The following is a 20310-nucleotide window of genomic DNA, read 5'->3' on the forward strand; positions in this document are numbered from 1 at the left end:
TCTAGGAGAGATTAAAGTGGGGAAAATAAAAAGGAAATTTGTATGTCAAGAATGTGGCTATGTAACAGCAAAGTGGATGGGACGATGTCCTTCCTGTAATGAATGGAATACAATAGTAGAAGAACTAGTAGAAAAAAATAGAGGATACGAAACAGGAGTAAAAGATGGAAATAGAAAGCCACAGCAATTGGTTGACATTGATACAAAAGATGAAGATAGACTCTCAAGCAATATTGATGAATTAGATAGAGTGTTAGGCGGAGGAATAGTATCAGGGTCACTAATCTTAGTTGGTGGTGATCCTGGTATTGGAAAATCAACATTGTTATTACAAATGGCAAATAATATAGCCTCAAATAATAAGAGTGTTTTATACGTAACAGGAGAAGAATCCGATAAACAAATTAAAATAAGAGCTGATAGATTAAATATTAATACCCAGAACCTATATATTCTTGCCGAAAATAATATTACAATAGTAGATAACATAATAAATAAATTAAAACCCAATATAATAATAATAGATTCAATCCAAACAGTATATAGTCCAGATATATCATCTGCTCCTGGAAGTGTAAGTCAAGTTAGAGAAGTTACAGCCCAGTTAATGAAAATATCAAAACATGGAGATATAGCAACTTTTATTGTTGGACATGTTACAAAGTCAGGTGCAATAGCAGGTCCACGTGTATTAGAACATATGGTTGATACGGTACTTTATTTTGAAGGAGATAGACATAATACATATAGAATGTTAAGAGCGGTCAAAAATAGATTTGGCTCAACAAATGAACTAGGAATGTTTGAAATGGTAGGTACGGGCTTATCAGAGATAAAAAATCCTTCAGAGATATTACTTCAAGGTAGAGCAGTAGATGCAGCAGGTACAATAGTAGTGCCTTGTATAGAAGGTACAAGGCCTGTATTACTTGAATTACAGGCGTTAGTTAGTCAGACGGTATTTGGTATGCCTAGAAGAGTTGCTACTGGCATAGACTATAATAGAGTGGTCTTGCTAATGGCTGTATTAGAAAAAAAAGTAGGAATGCAGATGCAAAATATGGATATATATGTTAATATAACAGGTGGGATACAAATAAAAGAAACGGCGACAGATTTAGGCGTAATATGTGCTGTTATATCTAGCTTTAGAGATAAACCTATTAAGACAGATACAGTGGTAATAGGTGAAGTAGGTTTAACAGGAGAAATAAGAGCGGTAAGTATGATAGAAAAAAGATTGTCGGAAGCAAGTAAGCTAGGATTCAAAAGAGCCGTTGTTCCGGGAGCAAATACCAAAGGATTAGAATCTATAAAAGATATTGAGGTAATAGGAGTATCAACTATTAGACAGGCAGTTGAAATAGTTTTTGGAGGGTATTAGATATATGACTTTTAACGAAGAAAAATACGGTGAAATATATGATTGTATAAAAATGCTATCACCGGGAACTATGCTCAGAGAAGGATTAGAGAATATTTTAAAAGCAAAAACAGGAGCATTAATTGTAGTAAGTGATAAGAAAGAGATAATAGAAGTAGTGAAGGGTGGGTTTAATATTAATTGTGAAATGACACCCGCACAGCTTTACGAGCTAGCAAAGATGGATGGAGCAATAGTTTTAAGTAGTGATGCAAAGAAAATCATATATGCCAATGCGCAGTTAACACCACTTCCTGAAATAAGTTCAGTCGAAACAGGAATAAGACACAGGATTGCAGAAAAAGTTGCAAAGCAAACAGGGGAACTAGTTATATCTATATCCCAGAGAAGGAGTATAATCACACTATACAAAGATAATTCAAAGTTTGTGCTTAATGATGTTAGTAAGGTGTTAATAAAAGCAAACCAAGCAATACAAACACTAGAGAAGTATAAAGCGACACTAAACCAGTCTATGAACAATCTAAGTGCATTGGAGTTTGAAGATCTAGTTACAGTTTATGATGTTACAAAAGTTCTTCAAAGAACAGAAATGGTAATGAGAATAGTTTTTGAGATAGAAAAATACATTTTCGAGTTAGGCAATGAAGGTAGACTATTGAATATGCAGATGGAAGAACTTACAAATGGAGTTTTGGAAGATGGTATGAATGTAATTAAAGACTATTACAAAGAGGAGGACATAAGTGCTAATAATATAAAAGATAAAATTAGAAAGTTGACATCGGAAGAATTACTAGATTTATCAAATATAGCCAAAATATTAGGATACACAGATGGACTCAGATCATTAGATGAAACTACATCACCAAAAGGGTATAGAATATTAAGCAAAATACCAAGATTGCCAAGTAGTGTATTGACAAATGTAATAAACGAATTCAAATCATTGCAAAAAATATTGACATCATCAATATCAGAATTAGATGAAGTTGATGGAATAGGAGAAGTAAGAGCTAAGATGATAAAGGATGGCTTGAGAAGATTTCAGGAGCAGTCAATATTTGATCGTCATATGTAGAATAGTAAAATTAGCTAGTGACAATGGAATAATACAAAAAGTCAAAGGAGCAAAATAAAAATAAAATCCAATGAAACAAAAAAACAATTTGACAAATAAATGCGATATATGGTAAAATACTAATTTGACAATTTAATTACCATGCTGTATAATATATGAAATGAGTGTTTTCATTTGAATGGAGGTTATGCCATGTTTAATATTGGTGATAAGATAGTTTACCCTATGCATGGGGCTGGAATTATTGTAGGCATAGAAGAAAAGGAAATACTAGGCAAAAAGAGGAAATATTACATTATGAAAATGCCTATGGGAGATATGAAAGTAATGGTACCCATAGATAGTGTTGAAGATATTGGAATAAGAGAGATAATTAATAATGAGGAAGTAGAACAAGTATTAGCAGTTTTATCAGATAATGAATCAAAGATGACACAAAATTGGAACAGAAGATATAGAGCAAACATGGATAAGATCAAAAGTGGAGACATTTATGAAATAGCAAGTGTTGTCAGAAATCTAATTATAAGAGATAGAGAAAAAGGGTTATCAACTGGAGAAAGAAAGATGCTTAATAATGCAAAGCAAATGTTAATAAGCGAAATTGTTTTAGCAAAAAACATAGATGAATTTGAAACAGAAGAAATGATTGAAAAAATGATACAATAGCGTCTATAAGGCGCTAATTTTGTAGTGTTTTTTATATTATTCATAATCTTTATGTAGAGGTGAAATAATTAGCTAAGAACTTTGTGGATAGCATCAAAACTTTCTATAATTCCCAAAAAATATTAAGATTTGATTACAAGAAAATTGAAATAGTTGACAATTAGTTAAAAAAAGTAGATTATATGTTATAAGATTATAATACTTTGGGAATAAATAAAATATAAAATATAGGAGGTGATTGAAGTAATGGTCAATAAAGTAATAAGAACAGTATTGACGTTACTAGGTGTAACATTAGGGTTAGCAGTTGTAACACTACTAAAGAGTGTATTTGAAATTAATTTTATGCAGAATAATAATTATCTTATATATATTGGAGCAGGATTATTAGGAGGACTTATATTATTTTTATCATCATCAATAATTATGAAATTGTTTAATAATATTGTTAATAAAGCTGAAGGTGAACTGCAAAAAGTACCAGCTTCAGATATAATATTGGGATCAATAGGATTAATAGTCGGACTAGTAATAGCATATTTACTAAGCACACCAGTAATAAATATACCTTATGTAGGAGAAGCATTGTCAATAATACTATATATCTTACTTGGATATTTAGGCATGAGTGTACCAACTAAAAAAAGAGATGATTTTAAAAATTTAGCAAATTATTTCAAGAGAAGTCAGGGTAAAACTAAGAATAATACTGAAAGTATAGTAGTTAAGCCTAAGGTTTTAGATACAAGCGTAATAATAGATGGTAGAATTTCTGATATATGTGAAACAGGTTTTATAGAAGGACCGCTAGTTATTCCAGAGTTTGTGCTAGAAGAACTAAGACATATAGCAGATTCCTCAGATTCATTGAAAAGAATAAGGGGAAGAAGAGGGTTAGATATACTAAACAAAATACAAAAAGAAATAGATATAGAGGTTATAATAGATTCTAAGGACTTTGAAGATATAGCAGAAGTAGATAGTAAACTATTAAAACTAGCACAAGTACTAAATGGTAAAGTAGTAACAAATGATTTTAATCTAAACAAAGTTGCAGAATTCCATGGAGTAGATGTTTTAAATATAAATGAACTCGCAAATGCAGTTAAACCAGTAGTATTACCAGGAGAAGAGATGGTGGTAATGGTTGTCAAAGACGGAAAAGAATCAGGACAAGGAGTTGCTTATCTTGATGATGGAACAATGATAGTCGTTGACAGTGGAAGAAAGCATATTGGAGAGACAATAGGCGTTATGGTAACAAGTGTGCTTCAAACAGCAGCAGGAAGAATGATATTTGCTAAGCCCAAATACATGGTAGACAAAGCTGTTTGATTGTCCCAAAATGGCAAATAACTACGTCATTAAATAAAACCAAGACTAGTCACGTACGTTAGTACGCTCCTATCCTTGGTTTTTTTTAATTCCTTGTTATCTACTCATTTTGAAACAATCAAAATAAAAGTACCAAAATGGCGAAACACCGCGTTATTAAAATTTTCACGACTAGTCATGAGTAGAGAACAGAAATCTATGATTTCTTGTGAATCACTTACTCATGGGAACGAAAGTGAGCAGGAGCGATTTAAAGAAACAGCTCTTATCCTCAAGATTTTTTATTCCTTGGAAATTACTCATTTTATAACAATTTGAGGTTGTGCTTAAAATAGCAAATAACTACGTTACTAAAATTTTCACGACTAGTCATGAAATATTAAGGAGATAATTTAAATAGACACTATTTCAATTTTTACTTTCGAGACAATTGTAGTATGATATATATGTGTTACACATTTATAGATTTAAAGAAAATAAAGAGCAGATTTGATTAATAAGATAATAATTTTTTATAAAATAGGAGTGGAAATATTGAAAAAAACCAAAGTGCATTTTATGGGCATATGCGGTAGCGGGGCTGCACCAGTAGCAATTATAGCAAAGAATATGGGTTTTGATGTATCAGGATGTGACTTTAAAGTATCAGGTTATTATAGTGATATGCTTATAGAAAACAATATAGAGGTTTTAGAAGATCACGACGCAAATCATATAGACGATGTTGAAATTTTAGCTGTATCACCTGCTGTTTTAGAAGTTTCGCCCAATCATCCAGAGATAATAAAAGCAAAAGAAAAAGAAATTTTAATGACATGGCAAGAGTTTTTAGCTACATATATCCAAGATGGAAGATTCGTTATCTCTATTGCTGGTACACATGGAAAATCAACGACTACAATTTTGATGGGTCTAGTATTAGAAAATGCAGGGTTAGATCCAATTGTTGAAGCGGGAACAACTTTTAAGAAATGGGGAGGAGGATATAGAATAGGCAGGTCAGATTATTTTGTTTGTGAAGCAGATGAATACAATAACAACTTTCTAAATTATACTTCTTCTATAGCAATAATCAACAATGTTGAAATGGATCACCCAGAGTTTTTTAAAGACCTTAATGAAATTAAGGATTCCTTTAAAAAATTCATAAAAAAACTTAGAGGGCCTAAAATACTAATAGTCAATGAAGAAAGTATTGCTCTTAAAGAAATATTATTTGAACTAGAAGATTGGATAAAAGATAGAGGGGTAAAAGTAATAGGATATTATATAAATAATAAAGTTGAGTTTCCTTTTGCTAACGAATATAAAGTCGTATTAGGCCTAGCTAATCCTGAAAGTACAACTTATAAAATAATAAATAAAGATAAGGAGTACGAAATAGAGTTAGGATTAATAGGCAAGCATAATATCGAAAACTCTTTAGGAGTATTTATTGCTTCTCTAGAGCTTGGTGTTAATATAGATGTGATAAAGGAATCATTTAAAGATTTTAAAGGAATAGGCAGAAGATTAGACTTAATAGATAGTATTAATGATATTAAAGTTTACGATGATTTTGCCCATCATCCTACAGCTGTTGCATTAACAATAGATACAATGAAAAATAGTTATCCAGGCAAAAAAGTTTTTGCAATATTTGAGCCTCATCAAATTTCAAGAATCAAGTTGTTTTTTGACGAGTTTATAGCAGCACTATCAAAAGCAGATAGAGTCATTATTTCTAAACCTTTTTTAGGAAGAGAAGTGAATAAAAGTTTTGATCCTATTAATTTAGAACAGATGGCAGACCAAATCAATACAGAGAGAGCAGAATATATACAAGATTATGACGAAATATGCAATAAAATAGTCAAAGAAGTTAAAAATGGAGATATAATTATTGTTTTTGGTGCTGGCGAATCATATAAAATATCTCGTAAAATCGTTAATAAGTTAAAAAAAAGAATATAATAATGGATAAAACTAGATTGCTATATAGAGGCAAGTATAATAGGTACCATAGCACTATATGGGTTACATTGTACTATTTAACTTGTTTTTGTATTATTATTATAGTTAAGAAATATGTTGTCAAGAATAAACATTAAAATAATAATAAAAATAATGTATAATATAAGTATGGCCATAGTAAGCGATAAACAAAAGATAAATATTTACTTGAATTTTCTTTTTAAAAACTCCTTATGTAAAATATAAAAGCTACCGCTTTCTATGGTCTATTAGTTAGATGTTATTATATTGTATTATTTATTTTTCAGAGTTATACATAATCATGAAACTGTCATCGGGAGTATCTTATGGATACTCCCTTTATTCTAATTAGTTTAAATGTATTTAATAGAATAAAATCTAGAATTGAATTTTAATGAGAAAGAGGTGATTTTGTGTCATATGAAAATAAAAGTATATCAACAATAATTGTTGCAGCTGGTAGTGGTAAACGAATGAAAAGCAATACGAGTAAACAATTCATGATGGTTGAGAAAAAACCTATGCTTGCGTATACAATAGAAAAGTTCCAAAAATGCAAGTATATAGACGAGATAATATTAGTGCTAAAGCAAGAAGATATAGAAGTAACAAAAGAAAATATAATAAAAAAATATAATCTACAAAAAGTAAAAAAAATAGTAATTGGTGGTAAAGAAAGATATAATTCTGTACATGAAGGCTTGAAAAATGTCAATAAAAATTGTGATATAGTGTTAATACATGATGGAGCTAGACCAAATGTGTCCCAGGAAATAATTTTAAGAGGCATTATGGGAGTAATTAAATATAAAGCGTGTGTTATAGGAGTTCCTGTAATAGACACTATAAAAACAGTTGATGAAAACGACAAAATACTTCAAACTCCACCAAGAAAACAATTATGGAAAGCGCAAACGCCACAGTGCTTCGACTATAATCTAATAATGAATGCTTATAATAAGGCGTTAAAAGAAGATATAGAATTCACAGACGATAGTCTTTTGCTTGAAAAATTAGGGTATAAAGTAAAGATGGTTATAGGTGATTATAATAATATAAAAGTCACAGTACCAAGAGATTTAAATATATTGAAGGTGCTAAATAATGAAGATGATTATGAGAAAAAGGAAGAATGCCAGATGAGAGTAGGAATGGGTTATGATGTGCATAAGTTAGTAGAAGGTAGAAAGCTTATACTTGGTGGAGTCGAAATAGAACATACTAAAGGACTTTTAGGTCACTCGGATGCAGATGTATTAGTTCATGCATTGATGGATAGTATACTTGGTGCATTAGCTCTTGGAGACATAGGTAAGCATTTCCCAGATACAGAGGGGGAATATAAAGACATATCAAGTATGAAACTCTTAAGTAGAGTATATGATTTGATGACAGGGTCAGTCTATGAAGTAGTAAATATAGATTGCACTATATCAGCCCAAAAACCAAAGCTAGCAGGGTACATAGATGCGATGAGAGAGAATATAGCAAAAGTATTAAACATAAATATTGATAAAATAAATATTAAGGCTACAACAACAGAAAAACTAGGATTTGAAGGTAGAGAAGAAGGAATTTCTGTTCAATCAATTTGTATGTTAAGAAAAGTATTGTAAAAAAGTTATATACAAATATATATTTAGTCAAAGGAGTTGATCCGGTATGCATCTGGATGGTAAAACCCTTCTTTTTTAGATAGTTGAAGAAGAGGGGAGACATAGATGAAAGTTAACATTATAAAAGATAAAGAATACAACAAAATAAACAGGATTGCTATTCCGTTGTTATTGAATAATATTGCTGCAATATTGATAGGCATTATTGATCAAGCAATGATAGGAAGAACGTCAATAGAAGCATTTGGCGCTGTTGGCATGGTCGGGACAACAATAAATAGTATTACAGGTGTAGTAGGAATGACAGCTGTTGCAGTTAATATACTAGGAGCGAGAAGTAAGGGAGAAAGAGACGTTGATGGTATTAATAACTATGTTATCACCAATATTTTACTTAGTGCTCTTGTTGGAATAGTTGCAGTTGTAATTTCCAATATTTACGGTAGAGAAATTTTAGAGGGCTTATATGGGCTAAAAGGAAAAGTGTTAAAACAAGGTCTAATTTATATGAAAATTTTTTCATTTACGATAGGACTAAATATGATTTTATTTTCCTTTTCAGCTTATTTTAAGATTATAAATAAAACTAGTATCTTGTTTTACGGAAATATTACAGCATCAATATTAAATGTGGTTCTTAATTATATTTTAATCTTTGGTAAATTTGGAGGTCCACAGCTAGGAGTTAAAGGAGCAGCTATAAGTAGTGTAGTATCTTTAACGGTAAATTTGTTTATTTATTACAAAGCTTTTATAAAAACTAGTAGTAAAATAAATATAAAGTTCAAATGGCTAAAGAATATAAAGAAAATAGTTAAGATATCAATGCCATTAATAGGACAAGAACTTTTAGAAGATACAATATTGGTTATAGTTATAAATGGGATACTCTATAGAATTGGATTGCTAGATGTAGCTATATATAATCTTGTTTTTTCGATTATATCGTTAGCACTAATGCCGATGTATTCATACTCACAAGTAGCATTAACACTTATTAGTGAAAAAGTAGGGCAAAAGAAGATTGATAAAATTAATAGTATATCAATAAAATCTACCATAATGATTTTTATATTTTATTTTATAATATCTACATTAATCATTATATTTAAAGAAGTAGCACCTAAATTGATAACAAATGAAGAAGAGTTGATAAAAGCTTCTGTCAAATATCTACCTCTGGCTTTATCAATCAATTTGTTCAATATTCTACAAAATGTATATAAGCAAAGCTTGCAAGGTTTTGGCGAAGCTAGATGGGTATTTAGAGTGTCTGTTTTAATTAATTTTATAGGAATCACAGGACTTTATATATTTAGTATAATATTAATCGGTGATCTTAAAGGTGTATATATTGGAAAGTTGATTAATTATATAATGCTATTTATGTGTTTTTATGTCCGATTCAAAGCTAAGATACCGAAAAAAGAATAATCTAGTCGGTCAAAAATTATTTGACAAATGTTATTTTTTCTTGTAATATTGATATAAATTATATCTAAAAACTATGATAAGGAATAGTAAGTATTTAAGGATTGTAGAGAGAAAGTTCTAGGCTGTGAGACTTTTATCCCTCTAAATACAGAACCTGCCTTAGAGTTTTCAAGCTAAGCTTGGACGGATCGTTCCGTTATAAAATGAGAGGACTTGATGTTAGTCAAGTAGGGTGGTACCGCGGATATAACTCCGTCCCTATAGGGATGGAGTTTTTTTGTGTCTAAAAATAGCTAAGAATGATTAGCTTTATTAAAGGAATAATAAATGAATGGAGGAATAATTATGAGAATGTCAAAGCTGTATATGCCAACTTTAAGAGAAGTTCCATCGGAGGCTGAATTACCAAGTCATAAGCTCTTGCTAAGAGCTGGTATGATTAGAAAACTAGTTTCAGGAGTATATTCATATTTACCATTAGGTTATAGAGTTATTAGAAAAATAGAGCAAATAGTAAGAGAAGAAATGGACGCTATAGATTCACAAGAGATGTTACTCTCAGCAATACAACCATCTGAGCTATGGAAAGAAACAGGTAGATGGGACGATTTTGGACCAGAGATGTTTAGATTGTATGATAGAAACAACAGAGAGTTTTGTCTGGGACCAACTCATGAGGAAATCTTTACAGACATAATTAGAAATGAGGTTAAATCATATAAACAATTACCACTTAGCCTGTATCAGATACAAACAAAATACAGAGATGAAAAAAGACCAAGATTTGGGCTCATGAGATGCAGAGAGTTTATAATGAAAGATGCTTACTCATTTGATAAAGATGTAGAAGGTATGGAGAAAGCATATTACATCATGTGGAAAGCATATGAAAAAGTATTTGATAGATGTGAGTTAAAATACAAAGTTGTAGAAGGAGATTCGGGAGCAATGGGAGGTAGTGACTCTCACGAATTCATAGCCTTCTCAGAAATGGGCGAGAGTGACATATGCTACTGTGATGCTTGTGATTATGCTGCGACATTTGAAAAAGCTGACTGTAAATATGAAGTTAAAAACTCCCAGGGGGATGTATTAAATAAAGAAAAAGTTCATACTCCTGATGTAAAGACGATAGAGCATTTAGTAGAGTTCTTTAATACAAAGGCACATAGCTTTGTTAAAACACTACTATACAAAGCAAAAGATGAAGTAATTGCAGTTATGATTCCGGGAGATAGAGAGTTAAATGAAACTAAGCTTTGTCATGCAGGTGGTGTTAACGAACATGAGCTAGAAATGGCAACTGAAGATATAGTAAAAGAAGTAACAGGTGCAAATGTAGGATTTGCAGGGCCGATAGGATTAAAGAAAGATATTAAAATATTTGTTGATTCAAGGATTGAAAAAATGAAAAATATCATAGTAGGTGCAAATGAAACAGACTATCACTACAAAAATGTAAACTATGGAGTTGATTTTAGTGGGGAGATAGTAGATGATTTACTAATGGTAAGAAAGGGAGATAAGTGTCCTAAATGTGATAGTAAGTTAAACCAAGAAAGAGGAAATGAAGTAGGTAATATATTTCAACTTGGTACTAAATATAGTGATGGATTGAATGCTACTTTTTTAGACGAAAACGGAAAAGAAAGAAAAATCTACATGGGTTCTCACGGTATAGGTGTATCGAGAACTTTAGCGGCTATAATAGAGCAATATCATGATGAAAATGGAATAATTTGGCCACTATCAGTAGCTCCATACCATGTATTAGTTACAGTGGTTAATACTAAAAATGAAAAGCAAGTTGAGCTAGGAGAGAAGTTATATAAAGAGCTACTTGATAAAGGGATAGAAGTTATGATAGATGATAGAATGGAAAGAGCAGGAGTTAAATTCAAAGATGCTGAATTAATTGGTATACCATACAGAATAACAGTTGGTAAAAAGGCAGATGATAATATAGTAGAATTTGTAGAGAGAAAGACTTTAGAGAAAAAAGAAATTAATGCTGATGATGTACTAAAGACTTTAAGTAACGTGTTAATTAAATAAAAAATTGACTTATACACTACTATAAACTATAATTAATTAAGATTAAAATGGAAATAATAAGATACGGAGGGAATTTGGTATGTCAGATGTTAGAGTAAGGTTTGCACCTTCGCCTACAGGATACGTTCACATAGGAAGTTTAAGGACTGCATTATATGATTATGTTTTTGCAAAGCAAAAAGGTGGAAAATATATCTTAAGAATTGAAGACACAGATAGAACAAGATATGTGGATGATGCAATAGAGAACTTAGTCAATGCGTTATTGTGGGCTGGGATAGAGCATGATGAAGGTGTCTTCCTAGAAGATGGAAAGATAGTAGAAAAGGGTGAGTATGGACCATATATACAATCAGAGAGATTAGATATATATCAAGAATACATTAAGATTTTACTAGATAAAGGACTTGCGTATTATTGTTTTTGTTCAAAGGAAAGACTAGATGAGATAAGAGAAAAGCAAAGAGCTGAAGGCATCATGAAAGGTTACGATGGTCACTGTAGAGAGTTATCAAAAGACGAGATAAAAGCAAGATTAAAAAAAGGTGAAAGTTATACAATAAGATTAAAAATGCCTAGTGATAAAGAGATAACTTTTGATGATTTAGTAAGAGGCAAAATAACTATTAATAGCAACGAAGTAGATGATCAAGTATTGATAAAATCAGACGGGTTTCCAACGTATCATTTTGCAGTAGTAGTTGATGATTACTTAATGAAGATAACACATGTAATAAGAGGTGAAGAGTGGATCACATCTACACCAAAGCATGTTTACATGTTTGAGGCTTTTGGATGGGAAGCACCAAAATACGTACATTTACCTACAGTGCTTAACAGTGAAAAGAAAAAGCTCAGCAAAAGACATGGAGATGTTTCGGTGTCAGATTTCAAAGATAAAGGGTATTTACCTGAAGCTTTGGTGAATTATTTAGCATTAGTTGGATGGTCACCAGAGAGCAACAAGGAATTCTTTACAATGGATGAATTGATAGAAGAGTTTTCATTTGATAGAGTATCAAAAACAGGTGGAGTATTTGATAGAGATAAATTAAAATGGGTTAATGCTAATTATATTAGAAATACTGATGTAGAGAGAATAACAGAGTTAGCATTACCACATCTGATAGAAGCGGGTTTCATCAAAAAAGAAGAGGTTAGTGAAAAGTACGATTGGATAGTAGCGTTAGTAGCGTCAATAAAAGATAGATTGTCGTATGTAGGAGAAATAGGTGAGAAGGTTAAATTCCTATTTGATAATGAGATAAAACCAGAAAATGATGAGACATTAGAGATGTTAAAAGGTGAGCAAGTACCAGCGCTTTTAGATGCTATGATAGAGGAAGTTGAATCAGTAGATGAAATTGATGCTGATTTTGCAAAAGGGATGATGAAATCAATAGGAAAGAAAACTAAAATCAAAGGAAAGCAATTGTTCATGCCTGCTAGAGCAGCGCTTAGTGGTCAGTTGCATGGACCAGATTTTGATAAGATTATATTCGTGCTAGGTAAACAAAACATATTAGAGCGCATAAAATATGTAAAAGACAATTATTTATAGGTTGATAAAATAGCAAAAATTTAGTAGAATATAAAAAACAATATTTAAAAGTTATGACGAGGGAAAGTATATATATTAAACAAACAGAGAAGAATCTTTAATAGCTGAGAGAGATTTAGATGTCAATGATATATAGAAAATGCACCTTTGAACTGCTAGCTTGAAAATAAGTAGGGCTATTCGTTAGCTGCGTTAAGGCTTAAAGTGGGATATATTATATATCCAATTAGAGTGGAACCACGGTTTTTATCGTCTCTGAATTTATTTCAGAGACGTTTTTGTATTTAAGAGGAAGGAGTAATGATATGAAATTGAAACTATATAACACGTTAACAAGAACTAAAGAAGAATTTAAACCAATAAATAAAGATAAGGTGACGATGTATGTATGTGGACCAACTGTTTACAACTTTATTCATGTGGGAAATGCTAGACCGGTAGTAGTGTTTGATGTGCTGAGAAGATATCTGCAATATAACGGATTAAAAGTTGATTACTTAGTTAACTTTACAGACATAGATGATAAGTTAATTATCAAATCAAACGAAGAAAATAGGCCAGTAAAGGAGATTGCAGAGGAGTTTATAAATGAATATTTGACAGATACTAAGAATCTAAACGTAAAAGAGGAAGAAACTATTCATCCAAAAGCAACAGAAAATATAGCAGAAATAATAGATTTTATTAGTAAACTAGAGGAGAAAGATATAGCGTATAGTGTAAATGGAAATGTTTATTTTGATGTATCTAAAGCTAAAGACTATGGTAAACTATCTAATAAAAAATTAGATGAATTAATGGTTGGTGCAAGGATAAAAGAGAACACAGAAAAAAGAAATCCTATGGATTTTGCTTTATGGAAGAGTGCAAAATCGGGAGAACCTTCGTGGGATTGCCCTTGGGGGAAAGGTAGACCGGGATGGCATATAGAATGTTCTGTAATGGCAAAGAAATTTTTAGGTGATACTATAGATATACACGCTGGTGGGCAAGACTTAGAGTTTCCACATCATGAAAATGAGATTGCACAGACAGAGAGTTTAACAGGCAAGACATTCTCGAATTATTGGATGCATAATGCTATGATAAACGTAGACAATCAGAAAATGTCAAAATCTCTTGATAACTTCTTTACAGTAAGAGTGGTTAGCAAAGAATTTGATTTAGAAGTTCTTAGATATTTTATACTGTCAAGTCATTATAGAAGCCAAATAAACTTCAGCAAAGAAATCATGGTACAATCTAAAACTGCACTAGATAGATTGTATAATGGCAAGGAAAATTTAGAGTATTTAATGGATATAACAGAGCAAGAAAAAATGTTAGATGAAGAATCTAGAGTAAAAGAAGATATTAATAACTTTAAACAAAAATTCATAAACAGTATGGATGATGACTTGAATACAGCAGATGCTATATCAGTGTTGTTTGAGATAATAAGATATACAAATACAAATCTATCAGCTAAATCTAGCAAGGAAATAGTTAAGGTTTCATATGATGTACTCATGGAGTTAGCCGGTATACTAGGATTGCTTTATAGAAAAGATGAAATATTAGAAGATGAAATTTTAAAACTTATAGAGGATAGAAATGAAGCTAGAAGAAATAAAGACTATGGATTGGCAGATAAAATAAGAGATGAATTAAAAGAAAGAGGAATTACACTAAAAGACACACCAGAGGGAGTAAAATGGAAGAGAATATAACAAATCAAGATTCTAAATTAAAGAAAAAAATATATAGCCATATTGAAATAAATATGGCTTCTCCTTTACAATTAGCGTATATTGGAGATGCAGTATATGAAGTTTTAGTTAGGTCATATATATTAGAGACAGTCAAAAAGTCAGTTAATGATCTTCATAACATTGCAATAAAATTTGTTAAAGCTAAATCGCAAGCAGATATTGTTCATTTTTTAAAGGATGACTTAACAGAAGATGAACATAGAATAATAAAAAGAGGAAGAAATACAAAGTCAGCAACTATTCCTAAAAATGCAAATATAACAGATTATAGATACGCAACAGGGTTTGAAGCTTTGATTGGATATTTATATTTAACTGATAATATAAAGCGTATAAACGAAATATTTGATATAATAATAAGAAAATATAAAGAACAGAACATTATTGAGTAAACAATAGGCAAAAGGGAGTGGTTATATGAAAGCAAACTTAAAAGTTTCATTAATTAGGCATACACCAGATGTAGAAAAGTTGATAGCTTCAGCAGCAAAACTTTGTTATTCGCAAGTAGGAATTGATAGTATAGAGGAAGGATTAACTAATGAATCTACAGATAAATTTTTGGACAAGCTAATGAGCATGGGACATGAATCACCTATAGAACACGCAACATTTACATTTGCTGTAGAAGGGGTGAGCAGAGTATTAACACACCAATTAGTAAGGCATAGAATAGCATCTTATTCCCAGCAGTCACAAAGATATGTTAAACTTGAGCAATTTGAGTATATCATACCTCCAGCGATTGAAGAAGATGAAGAAGCAAAGAAGGTATTTATAAATGCTATGGAGCAAGATCAAAAAAGCTACAACAAAATAATAGATATATTACTAGAAAAGAAACAAAGAAAATATTTAGAAAAGGGATATACAGAGAAACAAACTAAAATGATGGCAGAAAAGACAGTCATAGAAGATGCAAGATACGTATTTCCTAATGCATGTGAAACTAAAATAGTAGTTTCAATGAATGCTAGAACATTATTTAACTTTTTTAAGCACAGATGCTGTAATAGAGCACAGTGGGAGATTAGAGAATTAGCAACAGAGATGCTAAGGCAAGCCAAAAAAGTGGCGCCAACTCTTTTTAAATATTGTGGACCTAATTGTTTGAATGAGCCATGTCCAGAAGGAAAGATGACATGTGGACAGATAAAAGAAGTAAGAGAAGAATTCAAAAATTTATAATCATAGAACTCTGAAATATATGCTAATAAACGAGTTAATACTGAAAATATAAGCATAATAATAATGAGTTTTATTTATCGCCATAGTATTTAAAGGAGTGAAAAAATTGAAACAACAAGCATTTATAGCTGGTAGAAATCCAGTATTAGAAGCAATAAAATCAAAAAGAGCAATAGACAAGATAGTAATATTAAAAGGTATACATAATAGTACTATTGATGATATAAAAGAACACGCAAACCAAAGAGGTTTAGTTGTGCAATATGTTCCTAAAAATAAACTAGATTCAATTGCACAAAATTGTAACCATCAGGGAGTAATAGCCTTCGTAGCTATGCATAACTATTATAGTGTAGACGATATACTTGATTATGCTAAAGCAAAAGAAGAAGATCCATTTATAGTGGTATTAGATGAAATAGCAGACCCACATAACCTAGGAGCTATAATGAGAACTGCTGAATGTGTGGGTGCACATGGAATCATAATCCCTAAAAGAAGATCAGTAGGACTTACAGCTACAGTTGCTAAAACAGCAAGTGGCGCTATGGAATATGTAAAAGTATCTAAAGTCACAAATATAGCTGATACAATAAAATATTTAAAAGAAAAAGGGATTTGGGTTTATGGAGCGGATATGGACGGAGAAGATTACTATTACAATACTAATATGAAAGGTCCGATAGCTTTAGTTATAGGTAGCGAAGGAAAAGGAATGAAGAGATTAGTTAAAGAAAGCTGTGACTTAATAGTGAAGATACCTATGAAGGGAAAAGTGACTTCTTTAAATGCTTCCGTAGCAGCAGGAATATTGTTGTATGAAATAAGAAAGCAACGTGGATAAATATCATGTCAAAAAAGAATAAAAAGCGAAAAAAGCATAAAGAATTTATTTTTATTGATGGTTACAATATTATAAATGCTTGGATGGAGCTAAAAGAATTAAGTAAATTAGGATTAGGAGTAGCAAGAAATAAGCTTATAGAGTTAATGGCAGAGTACCAATCGTTTACTGGAATTAAAGTAATTATAGTATTTGATGCACATTTAGTAAAAGGAAATACAGGTAAAAAAGATAGTCAGCTAAATGTGGATATTGTTTATACAAAAGAAGATGAAACTGCAGATAGTTATATAGAAAGATCAATATCCAAATTAGTAAAAAACCAAAAACTAGTTAGGGTGGCTACATCAGACTGGGCAGAACAACAGATTATATTAGGTAGAGGAGCAACAAGAATTTCAGCTAGAGAGCTTGAAATAGAGCTAAGTAGAGTAAAAAATAAAATAACAAAAAAGAAAGAAACTCTAGAGGTGAATAATACAAGAGAGACAATAGAAGACATAATTGACATGGATGTTGTAAAAAAACTCCAAAATCTTAGCAGAGATATGTAAATCATTTGACTTACACAGTTTGCTACTATATAATAAATTTATGAACCTTGTGAACATTGGTTAAAACTTGGGGGCGATGTTAGTGCAGCTTACTGTAACAAATGAAATTACTAATCTAGATAAATCTTCTGAAATCTATATTAACAATTATAGTGAAATGACCGACGAAGAAATTGTAGAATATGCTAAAGACGATATAAGAGCACAAGAATTCTTAATTAAGAAATACAAGAATTTTGTAAAGTCTAAGGCTAGGTCATATTTTTTAATTGGTGCGGATAAAGAAGATATAATACAAGAAGGCATGATAGGACTTTATAAGGCAATAAGAGACTTTAAGCAGGATAAGCTTTCGTCATTTAAGGCCTTTGCGGAGCTATGCATTACTAGACAAATAATAACAGCAATAAAAACAGCAACAAGACAAAAACATATACCGCTTAATTCCTACGTATCGCTTAATAAGCCAATTTATGATGAAGAATCTGATAGGACTTTAATGGATGTTATTTCAGGAGTAAAGATAACAGATCCAGAAGAGCTTATTATCAGCAGAGAAGAATTAAATAATATTGAGAGTAAAATAGGTGAAATACTTAGCGGATTAGAATGGGAAGTATTAACTTCGTATTTACAAGGAAAATCATATCAAGAGATTGCAGTAGAATTGGACAGGCATGTAAAATCTATTGACAATGCATTGCAAAGAGTAAAGCGGAAGCTAGAAAGATATCTAGAAATAAAAGATATATAAAGATGAAATGCCCATGTAGCTCAGTAGGTAGAGCACTTGCATGGTAAGCAAGAGGTGATCGGTTCAATCCCGGTCATGGGCTCCATATTATAGTAATTTAAAGTGAAATTAAGGAGGAGAAAACAATGGCAAAAGCAAAATTTGAAAGAAATAAGCCACACGTAAACATAGGAACAATAGGACACGTAGACCACGGTAAAACAACATTAACAGCAGCAATCACAAAAGTGTTACATGAGAGATTAGGAACTGGAGAAGCAGTAGCATTTGATAATATAGATAAAGCTCCAGAAGAAAGAGAAAGAGGAATCACAATATCAACAGCACACGTTGAGTATGAGACAGAAGCAAGACACTACGCGCACGTAGACTGCCCAGGACATGCTGACTACGTAAAGAACATGATAACAGGAGCAGCACAAATGGATGGAGCGATTCTAGTATGTTCAGCAGCAGATGGTCCAATGCCACAAACTAGAGAGCATATACTATTATCAGGCCAAGTAGGAGTACCACAAATCGTAGTATTCTTAAACAAAGCAGATATGGTAGATGATGAAGAGTTAATCGAGTTAGTAGAAATGGAAATCAGAGAATTACTAAGCGAATATGAGTTTGATGGAGATAATGCAGAAGTAGTAGTAGGATCAGCATTAAAAGCATTAGAAGATCCACAAAGTGAGTGGGGAACAAAGATATTAGAGCTTATGGAAGCAGTAGATAGAGCAGTACCAGAGCCAGCAAGAGATACAGACCAACCATTCCTAATGCCAGTAGAGGACGTATTCTCAATCACAGGTAGAGGAACAGTTGCAACAGGAAGAATAGAAAGAGGAGTACTAAAAGTACAAGATACAATAGAGATCGTAGGATTAACAGAAGAGAAGAGATCAGTAGTATGTACAGGAGTAGAGATGTTCAGAAAGCTTCTAGATGAAGGAAGAGCAGGAGATAACATCGGAGCATTACTAAGAGGAGTACAAAGAACAGATATTGAAAGAGGTCAAGTATTAGCAAAGCCTGGTTCAATAACACCACATACGAAGTTCAAAGCAGAGGTATATGTATTAACAGAAAAAGAGGGTGGAAGACATAAGCCATTCTTTAGTGGATACAGACCACAATTATACTTTAGAACAACAGACGTAACAGGAGCAATAGAATTAGCAGAAGGCGTAGAAATGTGTATGCCTGGAGATAACGCAGCGTTATCAGTAGAATTAATTACACCAATAGCAATGGAAAAAGGACTTAAGTTCGCTATCCGTGAGGGTGGAAGAACAGTTGGTGCTGGTGTTGTTAGTGAGATTATAGAATAATCTAAAAGATAATAAAGACATAAAGAGCCCAAAGTGGATGCATAAAATATTATCTGCTTTGGGCTATAATCAACGTATCGCGAAACTCATAAAGTATTAAAAGAAGAATCATGGATATAATATTATTGGATACATTTACTAATATATGCAAATTAGATTATAGGTACTATAAAATCAAGTTAACTGCATAAAGGAAGCAAAAAAGTATATTAGGCTTAATATAGACTTTAATATTAATTCTTGACATAATTTTTGATTTATGATAGTTTATATAAAGTAGTGTAGTTATTAATGGATATCTATGTCTAAAAATAGAGATATACATGTACTCACCTATGTTTTTCGTCTAGGAGGTGTTTTAATGAGAGATAAAATTATTTTAGCATGTACTGTATGTAAGCAAAGAAATTATAACACAACAAAAAATAAGAGACTACATCCAGATAGAGTGGAAGTTAAAAAATACTGCAAGTTCTGCAAAAGCCATACAGTTCATAAAGAAACAAAGTAATTCCATTATAATAGAGTGAGGATGTGAGTAATATGGTTGCTCAAAATAAAAATGGTAAAAAGAGCTTTTTTAAGGGAATTAAAGCTGAAATGAAAAAAATCAGTTGGCCTACAAAAAAAGAACTTATAAATCACACAACTGTGGTTTTGGTTGCTTGTGCCATAATGAGTGGTATTTTCTTTGTATTTGACAAAGGTTGTGAAAGTTTAATTCAACTCATTATCAAGTAAATAACCTATAAAGGAGGTAAGGGCTAAAGATTTTATAGCCCCTGAGTAAT

At 31.5% G+C, this 20310-nt stretch carries 18 protein-coding genes, 1 tRNA gene and 2 other annotated features; all 19 genes read left to right on the forward strand.

The genetic code is table 11. The features are described 5' to 3' along the window. Positions 1-16: 16 nt before the first annotated feature. Positions 17-1384, forward strand: coding sequence for a DNA repair protein RadA (gene radA, locus P3X86_RS12645; RefSeq protein ID WP_483293064.1), 1368 nt, complete (start codon positions 17-19; stop codon positions 1382-1384). Positions 1385-1388: 4 nt separating this feature from the next. Further along, positions 1389-2465 carry a DNA integrity scanning diadenylate cyclase DisA gene (gene disA, locus P3X86_RS12650; RefSeq protein WP_483293065.1) on the forward strand — a complete coding sequence of 359 codons (1077 nt, stop codon included), beginning with the start codon at positions 1389-1391 and terminating at the stop codon, positions 2463-2465. Positions 2466-2657: 192 nt separating this feature from the next. Beyond that, positions 2658-3134, forward strand: a complete 477-nt coding sequence (locus P3X86_RS12655; protein ID WP_483293066.1) for a CarD family transcriptional regulator — start codon at positions 2658-2660, stop codon at positions 3132-3134. A 246-nt stretch (positions 3135-3380) separates the two neighbouring features. Continuing rightward, positions 3381-4469, forward strand: a complete 1089-nt coding sequence (locus P3X86_RS12660) for a PIN/TRAM domain-containing protein (RefSeq protein ID WP_483293067.1) — start codon at positions 3381-3383, stop codon at positions 4467-4469. Between the two features lie 525 nt (positions 4470-4994). After that, positions 4995-6422, forward strand: a complete 1428-nt coding sequence (gene murC / locus P3X86_RS12665) for a UDP-N-acetylmuramate--L-alanine ligase (RefSeq protein WP_483293422.1) — start codon at positions 4995-4997, stop codon at positions 6420-6422. Positions 6423-6856: 434 nt separating this feature from the next. Further along, positions 6857-8059 (forward strand): 2-C-methyl-D-erythritol 4-phosphate cytidylyltransferase, encoded by a 1203-nt coding sequence (gene ispD, locus P3X86_RS12670; RefSeq protein ID WP_483293068.1) that lies wholly within the window; start codon positions 6857-6859, stop codon positions 8057-8059. Positions 8060-8164: 105 nt separating this feature from the next. Beyond that, positions 8165-9493, forward strand: coding sequence for an MATE family efflux transporter (locus P3X86_RS12675; RefSeq protein WP_483293069.1), 1329 nt, complete (start codon positions 8165-8167; stop codon positions 9491-9493). A gap of 64 nt (positions 9494-9557) precedes the next feature. Then, positions 9558-9756, forward strand: a binding site (T-box leader). 82 nt (positions 9757-9838) lie between these two features. Then, complete coding sequence (locus P3X86_RS12680; RefSeq protein WP_483293070.1) at positions 9839-11548, forward strand: proline--tRNA ligase; 1710 nt, start codon at positions 9839-9841, stop codon at positions 11546-11548. A gap of 79 nt (positions 11549-11627) precedes the next feature. Further along, entirely contained in the window at positions 11628-13109 is a 1482-nt protein-coding gene (gene gltX, locus P3X86_RS12685; RefSeq protein ID WP_483293071.1) for a glutamate--tRNA ligase, read from the forward strand. A gap of 44 nt (positions 13110-13153) precedes the next feature. Continuing rightward, positions 13154-13369, forward strand: a binding site (T-box leader). A gap of 51 nt (positions 13370-13420) precedes the next feature. Further along, complete coding sequence (cysS, locus tag P3X86_RS12690; RefSeq protein WP_483293423.1) at positions 13421-14818, forward strand: cysteine--tRNA ligase; 1398 nt, start codon at positions 13421-13423, stop codon at positions 14816-14818. Next, positions 14803-15252, forward strand: coding sequence for a Mini-ribonuclease 3 (locus P3X86_RS12695; protein ID WP_483293072.1), 450 nt, complete (start codon positions 14803-14805; stop codon positions 15250-15252). Before cysS ends, P3X86_RS12695 begins: the two co-directional genes overlap by 16 nt. Before the next feature lie 25 nt (positions 15253-15277). Beyond that, complete coding sequence (gene thyX, locus P3X86_RS12700) at positions 15278-16048, forward strand: FAD-dependent thymidylate synthase (RefSeq protein WP_483293073.1); 771 nt, start codon at positions 15278-15280, stop codon at positions 16046-16048. A 97-nt stretch (positions 16049-16145) separates the two neighbouring features. Continuing rightward, positions 16146-16892, forward strand: a complete 747-nt coding sequence (gene rlmB / locus P3X86_RS12705) for a 23S rRNA (guanosine(2251)-2'-O)-methyltransferase RlmB (RefSeq protein ID WP_483293074.1) — start codon at positions 16146-16148, stop codon at positions 16890-16892. A 5-nt stretch (positions 16893-16897) separates the two neighbouring features. Continuing rightward, positions 16898-17446, forward strand: a complete 549-nt coding sequence (locus tag P3X86_RS12710; RefSeq protein WP_483293075.1) for an NYN domain-containing protein — start codon at positions 16898-16900, stop codon at positions 17444-17446. Positions 17447-17552: 106 nt separating this feature from the next. After that, entirely contained in the window at positions 17553-18200 is a 648-nt protein-coding gene (gene sigH, locus P3X86_RS12715; protein WP_483293424.1) for an RNA polymerase sporulation sigma factor SigH, read from the forward strand. 9 nt (positions 18201-18209) lie between these two features. After that, positions 18210-18285, forward strand: a tRNA-Thr gene (locus P3X86_RS12720). Between the two features lie 40 nt (positions 18286-18325). After that, positions 18326-19519 (forward strand): elongation factor Tu, encoded by a 1194-nt coding sequence (gene tuf / locus P3X86_RS12725; protein WP_483293076.1) that lies wholly within the window; start codon positions 18326-18328, stop codon positions 19517-19519. A gap of 361 nt (positions 19520-19880) precedes the next feature. Further along, positions 19881-20030 (forward strand): 50S ribosomal protein L33, encoded by a 150-nt coding sequence (rpmG, locus tag P3X86_RS12730; protein ID WP_483293077.1) that lies wholly within the window; start codon positions 19881-19883, stop codon positions 20028-20030. Between the two features lie 32 nt (positions 20031-20062). Continuing rightward, the gene (gene secE, locus P3X86_RS12735; RefSeq protein ID WP_483293078.1) at positions 20063-20260 is read left to right on the forward strand and encodes a preprotein translocase subunit SecE; all 198 of its coding nucleotides are present in this window, start codon (positions 20063-20065) and stop codon (positions 20258-20260) included. Positions 20261-20310: the final 50 nt, after the last annotated feature.

Source organism: Abyssisolibacter sp. ZYX002, from assembly GCF_056892235.1.

Coding starts and splice junctions, on each gene's coding strand:
- gltX (WP_483293071.1), top strand. CDS start 11,628: ATGTCAGATGTTAGAGTAAGGTTTGCACCTTCGCCTACAGGATACGTT.
- tuf (WP_483293076.1), top strand. CDS start 18,326: ATGGCAAAAGCAAAATTTGAAAGAAATAAGCCACACGTAAACATAGGA.
- secE (WP_483293078.1), top strand. CDS start 20,063: ATGGTTGCTCAAAATAAAAATGGTAAAAAGAGCTTTTTTAAGGGAATT.
- P3X86_RS12695 (WP_483293072.1), top strand. CDS start 14,803: ATGGAAGAGAATATAACAAATCAAGATTCTAAATTAAAGAAAAAAATA.
- rpmG (WP_483293077.1), top strand. CDS start 19,881: ATGAGAGATAAAATTATTTTAGCATGTACTGTATGTAAGCAAAGAAAT.
- thyX (WP_483293073.1), top strand. CDS start 15,278: ATGAAAGCAAACTTAAAAGTTTCATTAATTAGGCATACACCAGATGTA.
- P3X86_RS12655 (WP_483293066.1), top strand. CDS start 2,658: ATGTTTAATATTGGTGATAAGATAGTTTACCCTATGCATGGGGCTGGA.
- P3X86_RS12675 (WP_483293069.1), top strand. CDS start 8,165: ATGAAAGTTAACATTATAAAAGATAAAGAATACAACAAAATAAACAGG.
- P3X86_RS12680 (WP_483293070.1), top strand. CDS start 9,839: ATGAGAATGTCAAAGCTGTATATGCCAACTTTAAGAGAAGTTCCATCG.
- P3X86_RS12660 (WP_483293067.1), top strand. CDS start 3,381: ATGGTCAATAAAGTAATAAGAACAGTATTGACGTTACTAGGTGTAACA.
- P3X86_RS12710 (WP_483293075.1), top strand. CDS start 16,898: ATGTCAAAAAAGAATAAAAAGCGAAAAAAGCATAAAGAATTTATTTTT.
- disA (WP_483293065.1), top strand. CDS start 1,389: ATGACTTTTAACGAAGAAAAATACGGTGAAATATATGATTGTATAAAA.